Origin of the sequence: Limosilactobacillus gastricus PS3 (assembly GCF_000247775.1) — a bacterium.
Classification (GTDB): domain Bacteria; phylum Bacillota; class Bacilli; order Lactobacillales; family Lactobacillaceae; genus Limosilactobacillus; species Limosilactobacillus gastricus_A.
This window is the reverse complement of record NZ_AICN01000031.1, coordinates 14,498-30,914: the sequence shown is the minus strand read 5'-3', so window position 1 is coordinate 30,914 and position 16,417 is coordinate 14,498. Positions and strand designations below refer to the sequence as shown.

Below are 16,417 nucleotides of genomic sequence, written 5' to 3'. Positions count from 1 at the left end.
ATTATTAGCTGGTGGTCAAACATGGTCACATTTATCCTGCTAATTATTGACGTTGGTTGCATTGTGGCAACCAGCATTGTCGCAGCAAAAAAGCCCTAGCACGTGGCCAGGGCAAATGAAAATCAAGTAGAAATTATCGAGGTAATTATAACATGAAAAATCAAAAAAACACAATCATGTCCGAATACATGAATGGACAACAGGTAATGAAATATTTGGGAATCCAAAGCTATGAAACGTTGTATAACTTTGTGAATGTAGGGCTACCTTATATTTAAATTAGCGATACAATCAAGCGTTTTAAAAAAGGTGATATTGACGAGTTTATGAAACTACACACAGTAGTTCATGGGGAAAAAATCAATTCACAGTTAGGAGAAGTAGCACATGGATTTAATCAAGCAACCAGATCAAACAATCAACGACTACGTTATATCGGTAGTCAACAATGACGAAACAATTTTTAACGAGCTTATTAAACCAATCATCGACCAGGCCGAAAGCCTAGTCGTAACCGATGGGACGGTTAAGAGTGCTAAAAAACAGCATAGCGAAATTAATAAGCAGATTAAGCAGATTAGCGATGTTCGTAAGCAGATCAAAAAAGACCTGTTAGGGCAATTCAATACTTACGAAAAACAAGTGATGAGTTATGAAAAACAACTCAAACAAGCTAACGACCATCTCCAAGAGCAGATCAATTACTTTGCCGAGCAAGAACTCGAATCACGCCGTGAGATGGTGCGAGGACTCGTCAACCAACTAGCAAGCGAACGAGATGAACCACAGGAAGTGTTTGACCGCTTTGTGATTGATGAAAAACGATATATCACGAAAAGGCAAAGCAAGTTAGAGCTTGAACGCAAAATCGTTGAAGACTTCGGATTGATCGAGCAACAGCTACGCAATGACGAACTCGCTTACCGACTTATTACACAAGAGGCAGATTCACTAGGACTAGATCCACAGCCGTACATTAACACATACGATGGTTTGCTTGTCAAAGACGTCAACAGTCCAATTAACACCATGCACAACGATTTAAAGCGCATTGAAGACGAGAAGAAGAAACATCAAGAGGTGTTAGCAAGGTTCAAAGCGGTTAGCAATAAGAAAGCTATTGATGAATCCACAGGTGAAACTAAGAATTTGCTTACGACCACATTGGAGCTAACTGGGACACTAGACCAGCTAAAAGCCTTACGCCAATTTATCGACAATGTCGGAATTCAATACAAGAAGATTAACTAGGAGAACATAGATGAGATTTTATGAATCTGGGAAAATCCCTGATCGACAACACATGTACTTTGTCTACGGCGACGGCGGAACTGGTAAAACAAGCCTGTTTAAGCAGTTTCCCGGAAAAAAACTACTGATTAGCTTTGATATGTCAACCAATCCGCTACAAGGCGACGAATCAATCGACGTCGCTATTCTTGATGAATCTGAAAAGCCACGTATTCAAAGTGTGTTAGATAACTTTCTGACAAGAGCAATCTCGTCAGGACGCTATCAGTCGATCTGTTTGGATAACGTCACGGCTCTTCAAAACTACGTATTGGAAAATATTGACGGGCAAAGCAAGGATGGCCGGCAGAATTATCAAAAGCTACAACTATGGTTTCGGGATTTAGGAAGTTACTTGCGTAACGTCAACGTCACCGTTTATGTAACCGCTCACTCAATCGACAAGGGAGCAGATGTGATTAACGGACGCTATGAAGCTGATATGAACGTTAAGACGTTTAACGCTTTAACAAGCATGTTTGATGTTGTTGGCCGAATCTATATGCAAGATGGTCAACGGATGATTGACCTTGACCCTGAACAAGGTAATCACGCAAAGAACCGAATCGACGATCGCAAATTAATCAAAGCTGAAGAACTACTACAACAAAAATAGGAGATATTAATCATGTTATTTACAACTAATTCAAACGATGTTTTTTCAGGAGCACGAGTAGAAGAAGCTGGTAATTACAACGTCAAGGTACTATCCACTTCTACACTCACTAAAACCAAGGCCAATGGTAATCCAATGATTACTTTGAATTATGAGGTTATTGATGGCAAATACCAAGGAGGTCAAATTCGCTACGATAACCAAACTTGGGTTGATTACGATCAAGAATCGCACGCACAAAGCGTCAAGCGGTTTAACACTTTGCTTAAAGCAACCGGCTTGCAAGATGGAGTCCAAGTGGACACTATGCAACAACTTTTGAATCTTTTGGTCGGCAAGACTATGTCAATCAAAGTTGAATGGGAACAAGGGAACAACGGCTACTACAACTTGCGTGTTAAGCAACATAATTCAGTGCTACAAGATGGATCCAAACCGAACGGTCAAAAGTCACCTGACACTGGTACGGATAATTTTAATTCTGGTAATGGCAGTTACAGTGGCAACTTTGGCGGTGGCAATTTTAACAACCCTGCTAATTCACCACAGAATGGCCCACAAGGGAATTTAAATAACCAATGGGGAAATAATCAAAGCTCAAATCAAAGCGGCTTAAACGGGAAAAATTGGGCTAATAACGACCCGCTCGCTGGTCAACCCCAATTATTCAAAGATCTATTCAAGGATCAACCTATTGACACTGACAGCCTGCCTTTTGGTGATCAAGTCAAAGACGCTCCATTCTAGCCTATGGCAAGTGCTAAAGCATGGTGGCTAGAGGACAAAGGAGCGTGGCTGGTCAAAACAGATAAGCCGATCAACCTTGATTATGTTGAATTGGTAGACGGCCGGACTGGTGATGTACCAGTAAGGTTTGAGATTGTTGACCCACGAGCAGTTAGTCCGAAGCAAAGAGCCTTGTTCTTTGCACTACTCAACGACATATATAACTGGAGTGGGCAACCACAAGAGTTTCTTAAAGAATGGTTTTATGCCCGCTACACGGTTAGGACGAACGGCAAAGTTATCAGTCTAGCCGATAATGGCGGGTGTAGTAAGAGCGACGCTAGTGTACTGATTGATGATGTAGTGGACTTCATCTTTGAATTTGATGTTCCGGTCAAGGTTGGTTACGAACTCTTGCCACGAGATGAGAATCAGTTCCAATACCAGTGCATCAAACATCGTAAGTGTTTAATCTGTGGTCGCCACGCTGATATTAACCATGTTGACGAAGTGGGGATGGGGCGTGATCGAACCAAGGTTGACCACACACAACATCGCTTGTGTGCATTGTGCCGAGAGCACCATACGGAATGGCACCAGATCGGCAATACAGCTTTTTGTCACAAATACAAAATCACGAATCTAGGGATCAAGGTTGATCAAGCAACATTAAAACGAATCGGGGTGGAAGGAGCTTATGAAACAAACTTACACGAGCCAAGAGAAACGACTGATTGAAGTGTTACACGTCGGTAGTGACAATCCAATCACTGGATCAGAGATCGAGAAACTGACAGGAATTGACACACGGGAAATCAAGAAGATGAAACGGCCGTTAGCTGAAAAGGGCGTGCCAATCGGCTCTAATCGGCATAAGCCTTATGGCTACTTCATCATCGAAAATAACGAAGAAATGAACCGCTATCTAGCGTCGCTGTCATCACAACGGCAAGAAATGGAGAAGACAATGCTAGCTTACATGAGATGTGAAGTTGGGAGGTGATGAGATGGAACAGCCAAGTTACTATTCAATATTAACCGCTGATGTCCGCTACGATCCACGATTAAAGCGGATGGCGGACTGTAAAGTCTTGTATTCAGAAATTACGGCATTATCGAATAAATGGGGTTATTGCACAGCAAGTAACTCATATTTTGCCAAGCTGTACGATCGACCGGTACCAACCATTAGTAAGTGGATCAACCTGTTAATCAAGCTAGGTTATCTAAGGTCAGAGCTTATCTATGATGGCAAGGAGATCAAGCAACGGAAACTATATCCAATATCCAACCCTATTAACGCAGACGTTAAGGGGGGTATTAACGCAGACGTTAAGGGGGGTATTAACGCAGACGTTAAGGGGGGTATTAACGCAGACGTTAAGGATAATAGTACAAGAGTTAATACTACAAGTATTAATAAGATAATGTCGATTTCGGACAAGCCGAAGATCGACTATGCGGCCATCGTTGATTACCTTAACCAACAATCTGGTAATCACTACCGATCAACAACAACTAAAACAAGAACATTGATTAAAGCAAGAGTCAAGGAAGGCTTTACGATTGACGATTTTAAAGCCGTGATTGACCACCAGTGTGCAAACTGGAAGGGTGATCCGAAGATGGAACGGTATCTACGACCGGAGACGTTGTTTGGAACTAAGTTTGAAGGCTATCTTAACGCTGAACCACAGCGACAACGGAGACCAGTAGATAACTCAGATTACAGTTATTTTTAGGAGACGATTATGGACAAGGTAGCAATCAACCAACCACAACAACCACTGACTGCCGAAGAAATCGAACGAGTAAAAACCCGAATCAACGGAATTGAGCGGTCGTGGGGAAAGATGTGGACTGACAAGCTAAAGGATCAGATCGAGCAACAAAGCCTGTGGAGCGGTGGCCAACAATTACATTTTAGTTTTAACGATTGGAATCCTAACCGACAACCAGATAGCCAACTCGGAGCTGACATCGGTAATCAAGCTTACATGCTTGCCAAAAAGATGGAGCAAGAGCCTATCAACGTCAATCTATTTGGCAACCGGGGGACAGGCAAGACAAGCCTAGCTCTAGCCATGATCGACAAGGTTAGCAAGGATAGCGACAAGAGCTGGTTATTTATCAACACGGTTGAGTTAGCTAACCTGATTAGCCGGTCTTATCAATATCCGGAATCTAGAGAGCAACTCAACGAGCTTTACAAAGCGATAACCGGTATTAGGTCTGGAGACGGAAGTTGGTATCGTAAGCCGGTTGATGTACTGGTTTTGGATGATTTTGGTACAGAAGGCGGTCAAAATAGCGATGAGTTGAGAGTTCGGCGGGACATGCAAGATTGGCTTTACCGCGCTAGCAACGCTCGAATCGATTTGCAAAACAACCAACCGACCGGGTCAACGATCATCACAACCAACAACACAAGCAACGAGTTACTTAGGATGTACGATCCGAAGCTAATTAGCCGAATTGTTACCAAGAATCCACAACACGTTATTGATTTTACAAAAGCAAAGGATGTGCGGAATGGATAATCAGATTAATTGGGAGCGCGTCAGATTCTCACAAGAACGTGGATTCGTGACCGTCATCCCATCAAAGTGCGAACCAGGGCAAAACGTGATCGAAGATGTGAACGGCAAGTTCTGGTTAGCAAAGGATGATGAACTCGAAGATTTTAACACAGGGCTAAGAGCCCACGGGATCTATCTAGGGAGAGTTGACGGATGATTAAAATAATTAACTGGATTATTGACATGATTATTATGATTTGTTGTTTAGCCTGTCTGTTGATGTCAATCACAGTGATTTGGCTGGTATTATCCAAAGGCTTTGAGATTGTGCTAGGGATGCTACTATTGCTAGCCATTGCGGTCTTAGTTGAAATGATTGCCGGCAGAATTCGGAGGTGATGGGAATGAATTTAAAAATGCCACTGTGCCCGTTTTGTGATGAGATTGAATCACTTGAAAGCTGTGAAGGACAGTATCAGTTACTGTTATCAGACGATGGAGATGTTGATTTGTATATCAACAATAAGGGTGAAATGGAATGGCTAGAAGAGTCGCTTGAAGATACGTTCAAGTTTAGATATTGCCCGCTCTGTGGCAAGAATCTAATCTACGAAGATGAGTAAAATATTATGGCAGATTATAAGCAAGATAGCAAGGTTGAGTATCACGGAATCAAGTTTGATTCCAAGCTCGAACTTAAATTTTACCAACACTATCTAGAGCGTTTGGGGGATCGGGTGTTGATCCATCCGTCATATGTGGTTAGAGATAATTACACGCTTGGCGGGTATACCTGTCGGAAACGCTCATATTCGCCTGATTTTGCCGTTTTAGATGATAAAGGGCAAATTATCCACATCTATGATGTAAAAGCCGCTATCACCCCTAAAAATCGAAATAAGAGGAGGTCTAGTGCAAAAGTCCATATTGATGGATCAATGAAGAAGAGCATTGACGATTTTCAACGCCGATATAATTGGCCAGTTGAGATTGTCTGCCCGTATGCCCACAATTACCGAATGACAATTATCTGTACTACCAAGCCAATTGGCGTATTTGAGTTCACTAGTACTGATTATGATGTAAGTGAAATTATTGGGAGGTAGCATTATCGAACAACTAACAATTGATCCAAGCCTGGCATTTAATCGTAAAGCTACAGCAGATCGAGCCCACAAGTTTCTAACAAATGATTTCGAACGATGGTTAAATCAATGTGGCGCCAGCAAGGGTGACCTACAGAGCCCACAATGGGATCAACAGCCGAAAGGCAGGTCAATCAGTAATAGCCAAGAAGAGAAGCTAATGCGGATTTTAGTAGCTCGACACAACGTTGAGACAATCCGCAAGGCAATCTATAACTGCAAAGCCGATAATGCGGATCTGTTAATCAAGCGCTATCTCGAAGAACAAGCGGATATCCACGTGATGCAACAGCTAGGTTTTGAATCTACGCAGTATTACAAGCACCGCAGTGCCGCCCTATGTGAGTTTGCCGAGCGTTTAGAATTCTGGTCGGCGGTGGAAGACGCAGAGTTGCCTAATTTGATTACCGGAAAATTACCGGACAATCACCGAAGAAAAAGCGGACAAAAAGCGGACGATCACCGAAGAAAAAGCGGACAAAAAGCGGACGATCACCGAAGACTGCATGAAGTATAATGATATTGTTGAAGGATTAGCATTAAACTATCAGCATGATTAATCGTTTTGGCTGGCGGAAAGGTCAGAAGAAGATAAATAAGAGAAACACTTGACGGATGAAGATGTTGCTAAAGATACGATCATGGTTAATGTAAGTCAGCCTAGCGCTGGCTTTTTTAGTTTGTGAAAGGTGGTGATTACCAGTTGAAATTAACCGAAAAGCAAAAACGTTTTGCCGATCTATACATTGAGAGTGGTAATGCCACTGAAGCATACATTAAAGCTGGCTATACTGTTAAGAATGGCAGTGCAAGAGCGAATGCAAGCCGGTTGCTAACGAATGCTAACGTCAAAAAGTATATTACTAAGCGAGTAAAGCAGATTGAAGATAGCAAGATAGCTGATTTGACAGAGGCATTACAAGGTATTACGGCAATAGCTCGTGGAACTGAACTGGAAGAGAGCGAGATAATTAATCCAGTTACCGGTCAGAAAGAGATAACTGCCTCACCACCCAAAATGCCAACTCGTCTGGCTGCCTGGAAGGAGATTGTTAAACGATTTCCACAATCGGACGAGCTTATGGCTCTACAAATCCGCAAGATGAAGGCTGAGGCCGAAATTAGTGAGTTAAAAGCCCGGATGCTAAAAGATAATGGTGCAGACGTTGAACAGGTTTTAGATGCAGTGATTGATAAGATAAGTGGAGTTGGTAGTAATGGCTCTGAATGATTATTTCAACAAGAAGCAGTTAGAAGTCGTTAAAGATTACCTAACTAAAGATTTCGGAATGATGATTCTTTCTGGCGCTGTGCGGTCAGGTAAGACTTTTGTTGATAACTGGCTGTTTATCATGGAGCTTAAACGAGTTAGTAAACTAGCTAAACAACGAGGAGACAAGCATCCGCAGGTTATCCTAGCTGGTTACTCATCGAATACAATCTACAATAACGTGATCTCATCGATTGAGAACCAAATGGGACTTGAGCTAAAACCTGATAAGCACGGACACTATCATCTGTACAATGTCGACATTGTTCCGGCCTATACTGGCAATGCTCGTGGGATGAGCGCTATTCGTGGTATGACTTCGTATAGTGCATATATCAATGAAGCTTCACTATCAACGCCAGAAGCCTTTCAAGAAATCGTCAACCGATGTTCGGTTAGAGGATCGCATATTATCTGTGATACCAATCCCAATAACCCGCAGCATTGGCTTAAGGTGAACTATATTGACAATGACGATCCAGAGACTAAGCTGCTGTACTACAACTTCACGATTGATGACAATACTAGACTTGATCAAGACTATGTTAGTCGACTGAAAGCTAGTACACCGTCTGGTATGTTCTACGATCGCATGATCAAGGGCCTTTGGGTATCTGGTGATGGGGTCGTATATAGCGACTTTGATAAATCTAAGATGGTGATTGGCCCTGACCAGATCCCTGATGGCTTGACTTACTACTGTGGCGTTGACTGGGGATATGAACACAATGGGGTTATCACTCTCTGGGGAGATGATGATTATGGTAATTCCGTGTTAATCAAGGAGATTAATGCTAAACACCAATTCATTGATTGGTGGATTAATCAGGCCAAACAGCTACAAGCAGATTATGGCAAGCGTTTAGTATTCTTTGCGGATTCAGCAAGGCCTGACAACGTATCAGCTTTTATCAAAGCTGGGATTCATACAGTTAACGCTAATAAGTCAATCCTGCCTGGCATAGAGTATGTTGCTTCTTTGATGAAGCAGGGCCGATTCTTTATTAATTCGCAAGGCTATGATCAGATCCTAGATGAACTTTACAATTACATTTGGGATGAGAAAACTGGACAACCGGTTAAAGAACATGACCACTGTTTAACTGGGGATACACAGGTATGGACAGCAGATGGCTACAGACCGATCAAGGATTTAATAGGGAAAACTGGGATGGTTAATTGCATTGACACGGCTACGAATGTTCCAACTCAATCAAGATTTAGTGATGCTCGGTGTACAAGGCATAACGCTAAAATTTACAAAGTTACGCTCGAAGATGGTACAATTATAAGGGGTACAGACGATCATAAAGTCTATACTACTAACGGTTGGAAGACCATAGGGGAGCTAACTAGTGATGACAGAATCGTTAGAATACAGAACAGTAAGCGTTGATGGATATAAATTTGTAAAAGACTCAAGAACTGGGTATTACCTGTGTAGCCGTATCATTAATGGTAGTCGTCCAAGATTGCACAATTATGTCTGACAGAAATACAACGGGCCAGTTCCTAAAGGGTTCCATGTTCATCATATCGACGGCAATAAAGACAACAACGACATTAATAACCTTATTGCTATTAGTGCTCATGACCACGAAACATATCACTTCTTAAAACGTATCAAAGAACATCCCGAGTGGGTCAAAGAAGTTCGAGAAAAAGGTATTGAAAGCGCAGTGAAATGGCACAAAAGTAAAGATGGGCACAAATGGCACTTAGAACATTATCAAGAAATGAAAGATCGATTTCATGTTGAACATATGGTTAAATGTGCTAAATGCGGCAAAGAATACGTCGCCAAGAATGTTCAAGGAAAATTCTGTTCCGGAAAGTGCAAGTCAGCTTGGCGCAGGGAAAAACATTTAGATGACGTGAAAAGGGAGTGTGATTTTTGTGGTAAAGGATTCATCGCCAACAAGTACAAAAAAACAAAATTTTGTTCGAGGTCATGTGCAAGGAAAGCATATTGGCTCGACAAAAGTAATGAAAATTGAATTTGACGGGTATGAAGACGTTTACAACATAGAAGTAAAAAACCACCATAACTTTGCGGTTAATGGTGGTTTTATTGTGCATAATTGTATGGATAGCATGAGGTATGCATTACTAAATCAGCACACTAAAAGCCAGGCTAAGATTTACAAGAATAAGTATATTTAGGAGCACACTATGGAAGCAAAAGTTTTAGGAGATAAACATTTTGTGACAAAGCAAGGTGTTTATTTGTTTAATGGTGATCAAATTGATGTGCCAGATTTAAGGCCATTCTACATTGAACAAGATAATCGGGTTAATCATTACGAATCCAATTATGATATCTATGCTGGACAACACGCGATCCTAAGGAAAGCTGTTGACCCTGATAGCTGGCGGCCAGATAACCGGCTAGTAAGTAACTGGGGGGCGTACGTCGTTGACACATATTCCGGTTATTTCATGGGGCGGAAGCCAACTATTTCGTTAGATGAAACCACAACTAATGATCGTCTTCAAGATTGGCTCAATGAATCAAGCCTGCTTGATATCTTAACTGAATGTTCTAAGCAGATTAGCATCTATGGGCGTTCGTATTTATTGGGATTTCAGGATGAAGAATCTAGAACTAATACCATCAGTGTTGAGCCAACAAACGGTTTTTTGGTTTACTCGACATCAGTTAAGAATAAGCCTATCGGATTTGTTAGGTACAACGTCTATAACAACAAACGGATTGGTGAACTTTACACAGACAGTGAAGTTATTGAATTTGAGGATGATCGCATTACGGATCGCCACAATCATTTGTTTGGTGAGGTGCCTGCTGTCGAACTATATGCTAACGTTGAACGTCTATCATTAATTGATAAGGTGAAATCTTTAGTAGAAACCTATGACGAGGCCTTGAGTCAAAAGGTTAATCAGAATGAGTATTTTGATAACGCCTTGCTTAAAATACTTGGGATTCCGTTTGAACACGATGAGACTGGACAGCCAATCATTGATCTTAAAAACCGGGTCCTGGTTGCTGAAGATCCTGATAGTAAGGATGGTGTGATTGACTTTGTATCTAAACCCGATAACGATGGAACACAGGAGAATCTGTTGAATCGTATCAAGGATGATATTTTCCAAACGGCAATGGTAGCTAATCTAAATGATAAGGTCTTTAGTGGGAACACCAGCGGGGTTGCCATTAAGTATAAGTTATTGCCGATGCAGAATCAGGCTCTTAATGAGGAACGCAAATTTACAATTGCATTGAGAAAATTCTTATCAACGCTTCTATCACTAGGACAGATTATTGGAACTGCCGACAAAGACTCATTGATGCGTGATTTGACCTTTAAGTTTTATCGTAATGTTCCAGAAGATCTAGCTAATGAGGCTGATACCGCACAAAAACTAGATGGAATTGTTTCTCAAGAAACTCAACTCTCCACTTTATCATTCGTTGATGATCCTAAAACGGAAATGCAGCGGATGAAGGATGAAGGAATTGACAAAGCTTTGACAGCTGTAAAGACATCGGCAAGTGCAACAGATCTAATTACTAATCAAAGTGGTGGATTGAATGGTCAAGAAGATAAACCAGCAAACTAGTTCTTATTGGGAGCAACGCAGGGCTAAGGAAGAAGAATGGATTAAAGAAAATCTATCTAATGACGAGGCTTTTAACCGGCAACTTCAGGTATATTATGATCAAGCAATAAATAATATCGATGAGATGATTAAAGCTAATACTGATCTAATTACCGATAAGGCGACTGGTAAGGTGACCGAAGCCGACGTTAGATCTTATGAAACGAAGGCAAAATCGATTGTCCTAGAAGCTCAAAAGCGCCTCAAAGCCGGTCAAAAGGTACAATATGGTGATTATGATAAGCAAATCAATAATCATTTAAAGATTTACAATGCCACCATGCGGATTAATCGGCTGGAGTGGATAAAATCAAATATTGGTCTCGAAATGGTTCAACTAGGGTTGAATGTTGATGCTGATCTTCGTGACAAATTGTCAGCTGACTACCAGAAAGAAATCAAACGTCAATCTGGGATCATGGGCGAGAGCGTAGGTAAACTATCTTCTTCATCAATTACTGCTCAGATTATACTTGCTCAAACTAAAGGAGCTACTTTTAGTCAACGTTTATGGGTCGATCAAGATGTGCTGAAATCCAAACTAGATCAGGTAATTGCTAATGGAATTATACAAGGGCAGTCTAATCAACGGGTAGCTCGGAATTTGCGTGATCAGTTAAAGTCAACGGTCGATAACCAGCGCTATGTTACCGAACGTCTTGCACGCACTGAATCTTCCAGAGTTCAAGCTCAAGCCGAAATTCTAAGCATGAAGGGAAATGGTTTTAAGTACTGTATCTGGATTGATGAACCAAGGGCGTGTGCCGAATGTAAACAAATTGCAAATAAGGACAATGGATGGGGCAAGGGAGTTTATCTTGTTGACGATGTACCGTTCTTACCAGCTCACCCTAATTGCCGCTGCGTACTGTCTGCTTACTGGGTTGAGAGGCTGTCTCTGGAGAATCTGGCGCAATAAATAGGCGGAGCGAACACATCAAGAATTTTGCTCCGCTGATTTAAGCGACTATCGGAAGGTAGCCGCTTTTATTATGCCATTTTGACTTGTTTGCTGGCGTTAAAGAACAAGCTCGGTTTGTCTGTTTACTCGGTCGAGACGATAAACTGAACCGTGGAAATCAAAGTCTACCGGACTATAAACGAGGTAATTTTATGGCTGAAGAAAGCAACGCAACTGTTACTACCGAGGTTTCTCAATCATCGACTGAGACAGATCATCAAGAATCCAGTAATGAACATCCTGAAGAATCGAGGCAAGATCAAAGTCAAGACAACAAGGGTGAAAAATTACTTACTCAAGAGGAAGTGAACAAGATTGTCGCTAAAACTAGAGCTCAAGAGCGCGAACGCTCAAAGGCACAGATTGACGAAGCTAAGAAGCTGGCAAAAATGAGTGCTGATGAAAAGCGACAATTTGAATTAGAGAAGTCACAAGCTCATGAGAAGGAACTTGAAAGTCAGATTGCTCGTTATGAGATGCGTGATACAGCACGTTCAATCCTTAATGATAAGGGTCTCTCTAATGTGTCAGACGATGAATTAGCATTAATTGTGACTGATAACGCGGAATCAACACAAGAGAATGCAAACGTCCTTCTTAAACTCGTTGAAAGAGTGAAGGAAGAGACACGGAATGAACTAACTAAGGGTACAACACCTCATAATCTTGGAGGAAGTAAGAAAGAGCTTACTAAAGCTGAGTTCGACAAGTTAACTTATGCCGAAAAGGTTAATTTGAAGGTGAAGGACCCTGATTTATATGCTAAGTTGGCAAAATATTAGGAGGTAAAATAAATGGCAACAACAGATTCAACAAAAGTTTTAGATCCTCAGGTTTTAGGGGACATGGTGTCAGCTAGTCTGACTGCGGGGATGAAGTTCCGCCCTTTAGTACAAGATGACACAACATTGGTTGACCGGGCAGGTTCAACAGTAGAGTTCCCTGCATTCAACTACATTGGTGATGCAGTAGACCTTGACGAAAATACGGCGATTGACCCTAATGCATTGAGTTACGGCACTAAGCAAGCCACGGTTAAAGAAATTGGTCAAGGGGTATCAATCACTAACAATGCACTTGCCATTGGTTATGGAGACCCTGTTGGCGAAGCTGGAAAACAACTACAAACGGCAATCGATAATAAGATTGATAATGACATTCATTCTGTCTTAGCAAATGCAGTGTTATCCGCTAGTGTTCCGGTTTCAGTGGAAGGGTTGCAAACGGCCCTAGATTCGTTTAACTACGAAGGTGACGTTAATTCACTTGTTTTGGTGGCTTCTCCACAAGCCGCTGGAAAGCTCCGGATTGAAGCTGGTAAGGATTTTGTTTCCGCATCTCAACTGGGCGACAATATCGTCAGTGGTGCCTATGGGGAAATCTTAGGTGTAACAATCATCCGTTCACGCAAACTTAACCACAATGAAGCTTACCTTGTTGACACGAGTGTTGATGATGGCAAGCCTGCTATTAAGCTTATGCGGAAAAAAGATGCGACTATTGAAACTGAATACAAGCCTGGCGAACGGAAGACTAACATCTATGCAACAGCATTAGTGGCCCCATACCTTTACAATGACCAAAAGGTTGTTAAGGTTACGTTTGATGGCTTGGATGCAACTGGTGCTACTACTGGTGCTCCAAAGAACCAAGCTGTTGCAACCGAACCTACTAATGTGGAGGGATCAAAGCGGATTGGTCGACAAAAGAAGACAACATCAGGCTCTCTTTCTGCCACATCAGGTCATTAGGCAAGAGGTGACTTATGACTAATTTAACAAATTTAAAAATCATGCTGGGAATGGATGAGGATGATACCGCTCAGGATAAGTTATTGACGTTGATTAGTCAGAACACTGAATTACAATTGCGGCTTAAGCTAGGAATTGGGCCTAATGGAGTTATTCCAGATCAATTCGGTTTCATTGTCCTGGAAGTTGCTGTTAAGCGGTTCAATCGGCTTAAAAACGAGGGAATGTCCTCATATACGCAAGAAGGTGAATCAATTTCCTTTAATTCCAATGATTTTGATGATTACCAAGGCTACATTGATGATTACAAAAATAGTATTGGGAAAGGCGTACTGAAGACGATTGATCCGTTTGTGGCGAGGTGAAGCGAATGCGATTTGATCAACGTATAATTTTCTATTCATCCTCTGATCGCAAATACAATCCTAAGACTCATCAATACGAAGGTGGATCTTCGATTGTTGCTAAGATCTATGGGAATGTCACTGACGTTGGAACTAATCGAAGTGTACAAGTGCTCGGAAATCTAAACGCTAAGGCTAAGACAATAAGGTTGGTCAGTGAGCCACCATTGGCTTGGTCTTATTTAATGATTGAGGGGTCTGACATACACTATCGATTAACCACCGATCGTAAGCCTTTAAAGGGCTACACACTGATTGTAGGTGAGGATAATGGCAACACTAAGTTATGAAATGACTGGAATTAAAGAATTGCAAGCGAGAATTAGTCAACGACCCGCTTTAATGGCAACAAGAGTACAGACAATTGTCGCTAAAAATGGGGCACAATTGCAGACTACTACTAAACGTAATATGCGTAATGCATATACTAAAGGGAACTGGACTGGAAAGACTGCTGGTAGTACGAAACTGACCTTGAGCCGAGCTGGAATGACCGCGACGGTAGCACCCGGAACGGACTATTTCCCTTACCTTGAATACGGGACCCGTTTTATGCCTGCCAATCCAACATTAAAACCAGCATTTGCAATTCAATCGATTAAGTTTGCTAATGATTTGAAAAAATTAATGCAATAAGGGGGATGAAATGTCACCTGAACAGGTAATTTATGATTATGTTTATACGGTTTGTGAAGGGTTAGGATATAAAACCTATGACCATTTACCAATGGAGAATGAAAATGCTCCTTATCCCTTCGTGCTAGTGGGTGAGATCAATTCTAATGACGACAGTTGGAAAACGGTGGTCGGAAGCTTAATCACACTCACAGTTCATGTATGGGGCGATGAAGAACAACGTTTTGTGGTCAGCGACATGGTGGATTCCATTGTTAATGGATTACGAAAGTGTCATAACTCTGAAGGTTATAGTTTCATCAACCGTATTAATCAAACACAGAAACAATTTATCCAGGATACTAGCGTACCTAATACAGTGTTGAATCACGGAATTTTAACGCTAGTATTCTCGTTACTATGAAAGGAGTAAATATGTCAGAAATCGAAGCATTGCAAGGAATTGATACCTTGCTGTTTGCTCGGAAGCTTAGCGAAGCATCAAAGACAGATGGGATGTTAATCCCTTATCAAACATCTTTGAAGCTTTCACCTAAGCGTAAGAGCGATACAACCAAGACTAAATCTGGAACGGTTGCTGTCTCAGGAGGTCTTGAAACGGAACTTGAAGCAGAATTTATTGCTAACTGGGCGAAGATCGCAGACCAATTGGACGATTCCATCTTCAACAATGAAGTAATGGAATTTTGGATTGTCTTTCGGAAGCGGGTTAACGCCGACAATAAGTTTTATGCATATTATATGCGTGGGTATGTTACGGAAAACCCGCTGGAAGGTAAGGCTGATGATGCAGCAACTCGTAATCCTACCATTACGGTAATTGACACACCACAACGTGGGTGGACCTCGTTACCAAATGACATAGGGGCTCAGATTGCTTACGTCTTCCGTGGCGTTGGTAAGATCGAAGGAGCTGCCAAGAATGATGGGACTGATGGAAATGGAAAGGCCTGGAATAAAGATACTGATCCGGGCACTGGTTCAGAACCAGCTAGTGCAGCTTCAAGCGTGACTTCGCCAGCTAGTTCCTCGCCAGATGCACATTAATAAGTAATTTAAGTCGCCTATGAAATAAACAATTGCCTTACGCGGCGGCTGTTAGAAGTAAGGAGAAAACAATGATTATCAAAATTAATAATGAAGAACATGAATTAAATTTTGGTGTACGTTTCGTTCGCGACCTTGATGAACGCGCAGGCGTTTTAATGGGAACGAACGGACAACAACAAAACTTTGGTATGGCCTTAACAAAAGTCCTACCAGGTTTGAAAACCTATGATGCAGCAGTATTAGCGGACGTGATTTATTGTGCGTTGCACGCTGACAAGAAGCGGCCATCAATCGATGAAATTTATGATTACATCGATAATCCAGATACTGATATTGCTAAGCTTTTCAAAGAAACTCAAACCGAAATCAAGAAATCAAACGCCGTTAAACTAGCAGCAAAAAACCTCAAGGCCTAGATAGCCGGTCGA

General features: G+C 41.6%; 25 protein-coding genes and 1 pseudogene. All 26 read left to right on the top strand.

Annotation, left to right across the window (positions count from 1 at the left end):
- Nucleotides 1-387: 387 nt before the first annotated feature.
- Nucleotides 388-1,251, top strand: coding sequence for a DUF1351 domain-containing protein (locus PS3_RS04075; RefSeq protein ID WP_040468074.1), 864 nt, complete (start codon nucleotides 388-390; stop codon nucleotides 1,249-1,251).
- 10 nt (nucleotides 1,252-1,261) lie between these two features.
- Entirely contained in the window at nucleotides 1,262-1,906 is a 645-nt protein-coding gene (locus PS3_RS04070) for an AAA family ATPase (RefSeq protein ID WP_007122139.1), read from the top strand.
- 12 nt (nucleotides 1,907-1,918) lie between these two features.
- Nucleotides 1,919-2,653, top strand: coding sequence for a DUF669 domain-containing protein (locus PS3_RS09800; RefSeq protein WP_007122138.1), 735 nt, complete (start codon nucleotides 1,919-1,921; stop codon nucleotides 2,651-2,653).
- Nucleotides 2,654-2,656: 3 nt separating this feature from the next.
- Nucleotides 2,657-3,370 (top strand): putative HNHc nuclease, encoded by a 714-nt coding sequence (locus PS3_RS04060; protein ID WP_040468073.1) that lies wholly within the window; start codon nucleotides 2,657-2,659, stop codon nucleotides 3,368-3,370.
- Nucleotides 3,330-3,635, top strand: coding sequence for a hypothetical protein (locus tag PS3_RS04055; RefSeq protein ID WP_040468072.1), 306 nt, complete (start codon nucleotides 3,330-3,332; stop codon nucleotides 3,633-3,635). The genes PS3_RS04060 and PS3_RS04055 overlap by 41 nt, the downstream gene beginning before the upstream one ends.
- A gap of 4 nt (nucleotides 3,636-3,639) precedes the next feature.
- A complete protein-coding gene (locus PS3_RS10605) occupies nucleotides 3,640-4,374 on the top strand; it encodes a conserved phage C-terminal domain-containing protein (RefSeq protein WP_050950824.1) in 735 nt (244 codons plus the stop codon).
- Between the two features lie 9 nt (nucleotides 4,375-4,383).
- Nucleotides 4,384-5,172 carry an AAA family ATPase gene (locus PS3_RS04045; protein WP_007122137.1) on the top strand — a complete coding sequence of 263 codons (789 nt, stop codon included), beginning with the start codon at nucleotides 4,384-4,386 and terminating at the stop codon, nucleotides 5,170-5,172.
- Nucleotides 5,165-5,368 carry a hypothetical protein gene (locus tag PS3_RS04040; protein WP_040468071.1) on the top strand — a complete coding sequence of 68 codons (204 nt, stop codon included), beginning with the start codon at nucleotides 5,165-5,167 and terminating at the stop codon, nucleotides 5,366-5,368. The genes PS3_RS04045 and PS3_RS04040 overlap by 8 nt, the downstream gene beginning before the upstream one ends.
- Nucleotides 5,365-5,550, top strand: coding sequence for a hypothetical protein (locus PS3_RS04035; protein WP_040468070.1), 186 nt, complete (start codon nucleotides 5,365-5,367; stop codon nucleotides 5,548-5,550). The genes PS3_RS04040 and PS3_RS04035 overlap by 4 nt, the downstream gene beginning before the upstream one ends.
- Before the next feature lie 5 nt (nucleotides 5,551-5,555).
- On the top strand, nucleotides 5,556-5,774 hold the full coding sequence (locus PS3_RS04030; protein WP_040468069.1) for a hypothetical protein: 219 nt from the start codon (nucleotides 5,556-5,558) through the stop codon (nucleotides 5,772-5,774).
- 6 nt (nucleotides 5,775-5,780) lie between these two features.
- Nucleotides 5,781-6,257 (top strand): DUF1064 domain-containing protein, encoded by a 477-nt coding sequence (locus PS3_RS09790; RefSeq protein ID WP_050950823.1) that lies wholly within the window; start codon nucleotides 5,781-5,783, stop codon nucleotides 6,255-6,257.
- Nucleotides 6,238-6,813, top strand: coding sequence for an ArpU family phage packaging/lysis transcriptional regulator (locus PS3_RS04020; RefSeq protein WP_081478382.1), 576 nt, complete (start codon nucleotides 6,238-6,240; stop codon nucleotides 6,811-6,813). The genes PS3_RS09790 and PS3_RS04020 overlap by 20 nt, the downstream gene beginning before the upstream one ends.
- 186 nt (nucleotides 6,814-6,999) lie before the next feature.
- Nucleotides 7,000-7,527: a terminase small subunit gene (locus PS3_RS04015; RefSeq protein ID WP_040468067.1), complete on the top strand. Its 528-nt coding sequence runs from the start codon at nucleotides 7,000-7,002 to the stop codon at nucleotides 7,525-7,527.
- Nucleotides 7,514-8,962: a PBSX family phage terminase large subunit gene (locus PS3_RS04010; RefSeq protein ID WP_007122136.1), complete on the top strand. Its 1,449-nt coding sequence runs from the start codon at nucleotides 7,514-7,516 to the stop codon at nucleotides 8,960-8,962. The genes PS3_RS04015 and PS3_RS04010 overlap by 14 nt, the downstream gene beginning before the upstream one ends.
- A gap of 109 nt (nucleotides 8,963-9,071) precedes the next feature.
- A pseudogene (locus tag PS3_RS10860) lies at nucleotides 9,072-9,563 on the top strand (HNH endonuclease); the annotation flags it as partial.
- Nucleotides 9,463-9,729: a hypothetical protein gene (locus PS3_RS04005; RefSeq protein WP_040468066.1), complete on the top strand. Its 267-nt coding sequence runs from the start codon at nucleotides 9,463-9,465 to the stop codon at nucleotides 9,727-9,729. The pseudogene PS3_RS10860 and the gene PS3_RS04005, both read left to right, overlap by 101 nt.
- Nucleotides 9,730-9,738: 9 nt before the next feature.
- A complete protein-coding gene (locus PS3_RS04000; RefSeq protein WP_040468065.1) occupies nucleotides 9,739-11,148 on the top strand; it encodes a phage portal protein in 1,410 nt (469 codons plus the stop codon).
- A complete protein-coding gene (locus tag PS3_RS03995) occupies nucleotides 11,120-12,106 on the top strand; it encodes a minor capsid protein (protein ID WP_007122134.1) in 987 nt (328 codons plus the stop codon). The genes PS3_RS04000 and PS3_RS03995 overlap by 29 nt, the downstream gene beginning before the upstream one ends.
- 194 nt (nucleotides 12,107-12,300) lie before the next feature.
- Nucleotides 12,301-12,930 carry a DUF4355 domain-containing protein gene (locus tag PS3_RS03990; protein ID WP_050950822.1) on the top strand — a complete coding sequence of 210 codons (630 nt, stop codon included), beginning with the start codon at nucleotides 12,301-12,303 and terminating at the stop codon, nucleotides 12,928-12,930.
- A 12-nt stretch (nucleotides 12,931-12,942) separates the two neighbouring features.
- Nucleotides 12,943-13,899, top strand: a complete 957-nt coding sequence (locus PS3_RS03985; protein ID WP_040468064.1) for a N4-gp56 family major capsid protein — start codon at nucleotides 12,943-12,945, stop codon at nucleotides 13,897-13,899.
- 14 nt (nucleotides 13,900-13,913) lie between these two features.
- Nucleotides 13,914-14,264 carry a phage head-tail connector protein gene (locus PS3_RS03980; protein ID WP_040468063.1) on the top strand — a complete coding sequence of 117 codons (351 nt, stop codon included), beginning with the start codon at nucleotides 13,914-13,916 and terminating at the stop codon, nucleotides 14,262-14,264.
- A 5-nt stretch (nucleotides 14,265-14,269) separates the two neighbouring features.
- A complete protein-coding gene (locus tag PS3_RS03975; RefSeq protein ID WP_040468062.1) occupies nucleotides 14,270-14,593 on the top strand; it encodes a hypothetical protein in 324 nt (107 codons plus the stop codon).
- The gene (locus PS3_RS03970; protein ID WP_040468061.1) at nucleotides 14,574-14,939 is read left to right on the top strand and encodes an HK97-gp10 family putative phage morphogenesis protein; all 366 of its coding nucleotides are present in this window, start codon (nucleotides 14,574-14,576) and stop codon (nucleotides 14,937-14,939) included. The genes PS3_RS03975 and PS3_RS03970 overlap by 20 nt, the downstream gene beginning before the upstream one ends.
- Nucleotides 14,940-14,949: 10 nt before the next feature.
- Nucleotides 14,950-15,342, top strand: coding sequence for a DUF3168 domain-containing protein (locus PS3_RS03965; RefSeq protein ID WP_040468060.1), 393 nt, complete (start codon nucleotides 14,950-14,952; stop codon nucleotides 15,340-15,342).
- 11 nt (nucleotides 15,343-15,353) lie between these two features.
- Complete coding sequence (locus PS3_RS03960) at nucleotides 15,354-15,986, top strand: phage major tail protein, TP901-1 family (RefSeq protein WP_007122133.1); 633 nt, start codon at nucleotides 15,354-15,356, stop codon at nucleotides 15,984-15,986.
- Between the two features lie 71 nt (nucleotides 15,987-16,057).
- Nucleotides 16,058-16,405: a tail assembly chaperone gene (locus PS3_RS03955; RefSeq protein WP_040468059.1), complete on the top strand. Its 348-nt coding sequence runs from the start codon at nucleotides 16,058-16,060 to the stop codon at nucleotides 16,403-16,405.
- The last annotated feature ends 12 nt before the right edge of the window (nucleotides 16,406-16,417 follow it).

Bases quoted from the DNA above. Each gene is read 5' to 3' on its own strand.
- PS3_RS03970 (WP_040468061.1), top strand. From the start codon at position 14,574: ATGGCAACACTAAGTTATGAAATGACTGGAATTAAAGAATTGCAAGCG.
- PS3_RS04000 (WP_040468065.1), top strand. From the start codon at position 9,739: ATGGAAGCAAAAGTTTTAGGAGATAAACATTTTGTGACAAAGCAAGGT.
- PS3_RS04060 (WP_040468073.1), top strand. From the start codon at position 2,657: ATGGCAAGTGCTAAAGCATGGTGGCTAGAGGACAAAGGAGCGTGGCTG.
- PS3_RS03995 (WP_007122134.1), top strand. From the start codon at position 11,120: ATGGTCAAGAAGATAAACCAGCAAACTAGTTCTTATTGGGAGCAACGC.
- PS3_RS04075 (WP_040468074.1), top strand. From the start codon at position 388: ATGGATTTAATCAAGCAACCAGATCAAACAATCAACGACTACGTTATA.
- PS3_RS03985 (WP_040468064.1), top strand. From the start codon at position 12,943: ATGGCAACAACAGATTCAACAAAAGTTTTAGATCCTCAGGTTTTAGGG.
- PS3_RS03990 (WP_050950822.1), top strand. From the start codon at position 12,301: ATGGCTGAAGAAAGCAACGCAACTGTTACTACCGAGGTTTCTCAATCA.
- PS3_RS04035 (WP_040468070.1), top strand. From the start codon at position 5,365: ATGATTAAAATAATTAACTGGATTATTGACATGATTATTATGATTTGT.
- PS3_RS04045 (WP_007122137.1), top strand. From the start codon at position 4,384: ATGGACAAGGTAGCAATCAACCAACCACAACAACCACTGACTGCCGAA.
- PS3_RS04010 (WP_007122136.1), top strand. From the start codon at position 7,514: ATGGCTCTGAATGATTATTTCAACAAGAAGCAGTTAGAAGTCGTTAAA.
- PS3_RS04055 (WP_040468072.1), top strand. From the start codon at position 3,330: ATGAAACAAACTTACACGAGCCAAGAGAAACGACTGATTGAAGTGTTA.
- PS3_RS10605 (WP_050950824.1), top strand. From the start codon at position 3,640: ATGGAACAGCCAAGTTACTATTCAATATTAACCGCTGATGTCCGCTAC.
- PS3_RS09790 (WP_050950823.1), top strand. From the start codon at position 5,781: ATGGCAGATTATAAGCAAGATAGCAAGGTTGAGTATCACGGAATCAAG.
- PS3_RS03980 (WP_040468063.1), top strand. From the start codon at position 13,914: ATGACTAATTTAACAAATTTAAAAATCATGCTGGGAATGGATGAGGAT.
- PS3_RS04030 (WP_040468069.1), top strand. From the start codon at position 5,556: ATGAATTTAAAAATGCCACTGTGCCCGTTTTGTGATGAGATTGAATCA.
- PS3_RS09800 (WP_007122138.1), top strand. From the start codon at position 1,919: ATGTTATTTACAACTAATTCAAACGATGTTTTTTCAGGAGCACGAGTA.
- PS3_RS04070 (WP_007122139.1), top strand. From the start codon at position 1,262: ATGAGATTTTATGAATCTGGGAAAATCCCTGATCGACAACACATGTAC.
- PS3_RS03955 (WP_040468059.1), top strand. From the start codon at position 16,058: ATGATTATCAAAATTAATAATGAAGAACATGAATTAAATTTTGGTGTA.
- PS3_RS03960 (WP_007122133.1), top strand. From the start codon at position 15,354: ATGTCAGAAATCGAAGCATTGCAAGGAATTGATACCTTGCTGTTTGCT.
- PS3_RS03965 (WP_040468060.1), top strand. From the start codon at position 14,950: ATGTCACCTGAACAGGTAATTTATGATTATGTTTATACGGTTTGTGAA.
- PS3_RS03975 (WP_040468062.1), top strand. From the start codon at position 14,270: ATGCGATTTGATCAACGTATAATTTTCTATTCATCCTCTGATCGCAAA.
- PS3_RS04040 (WP_040468071.1), top strand. From the start codon at position 5,165: ATGGATAATCAGATTAATTGGGAGCGCGTCAGATTCTCACAAGAACGT.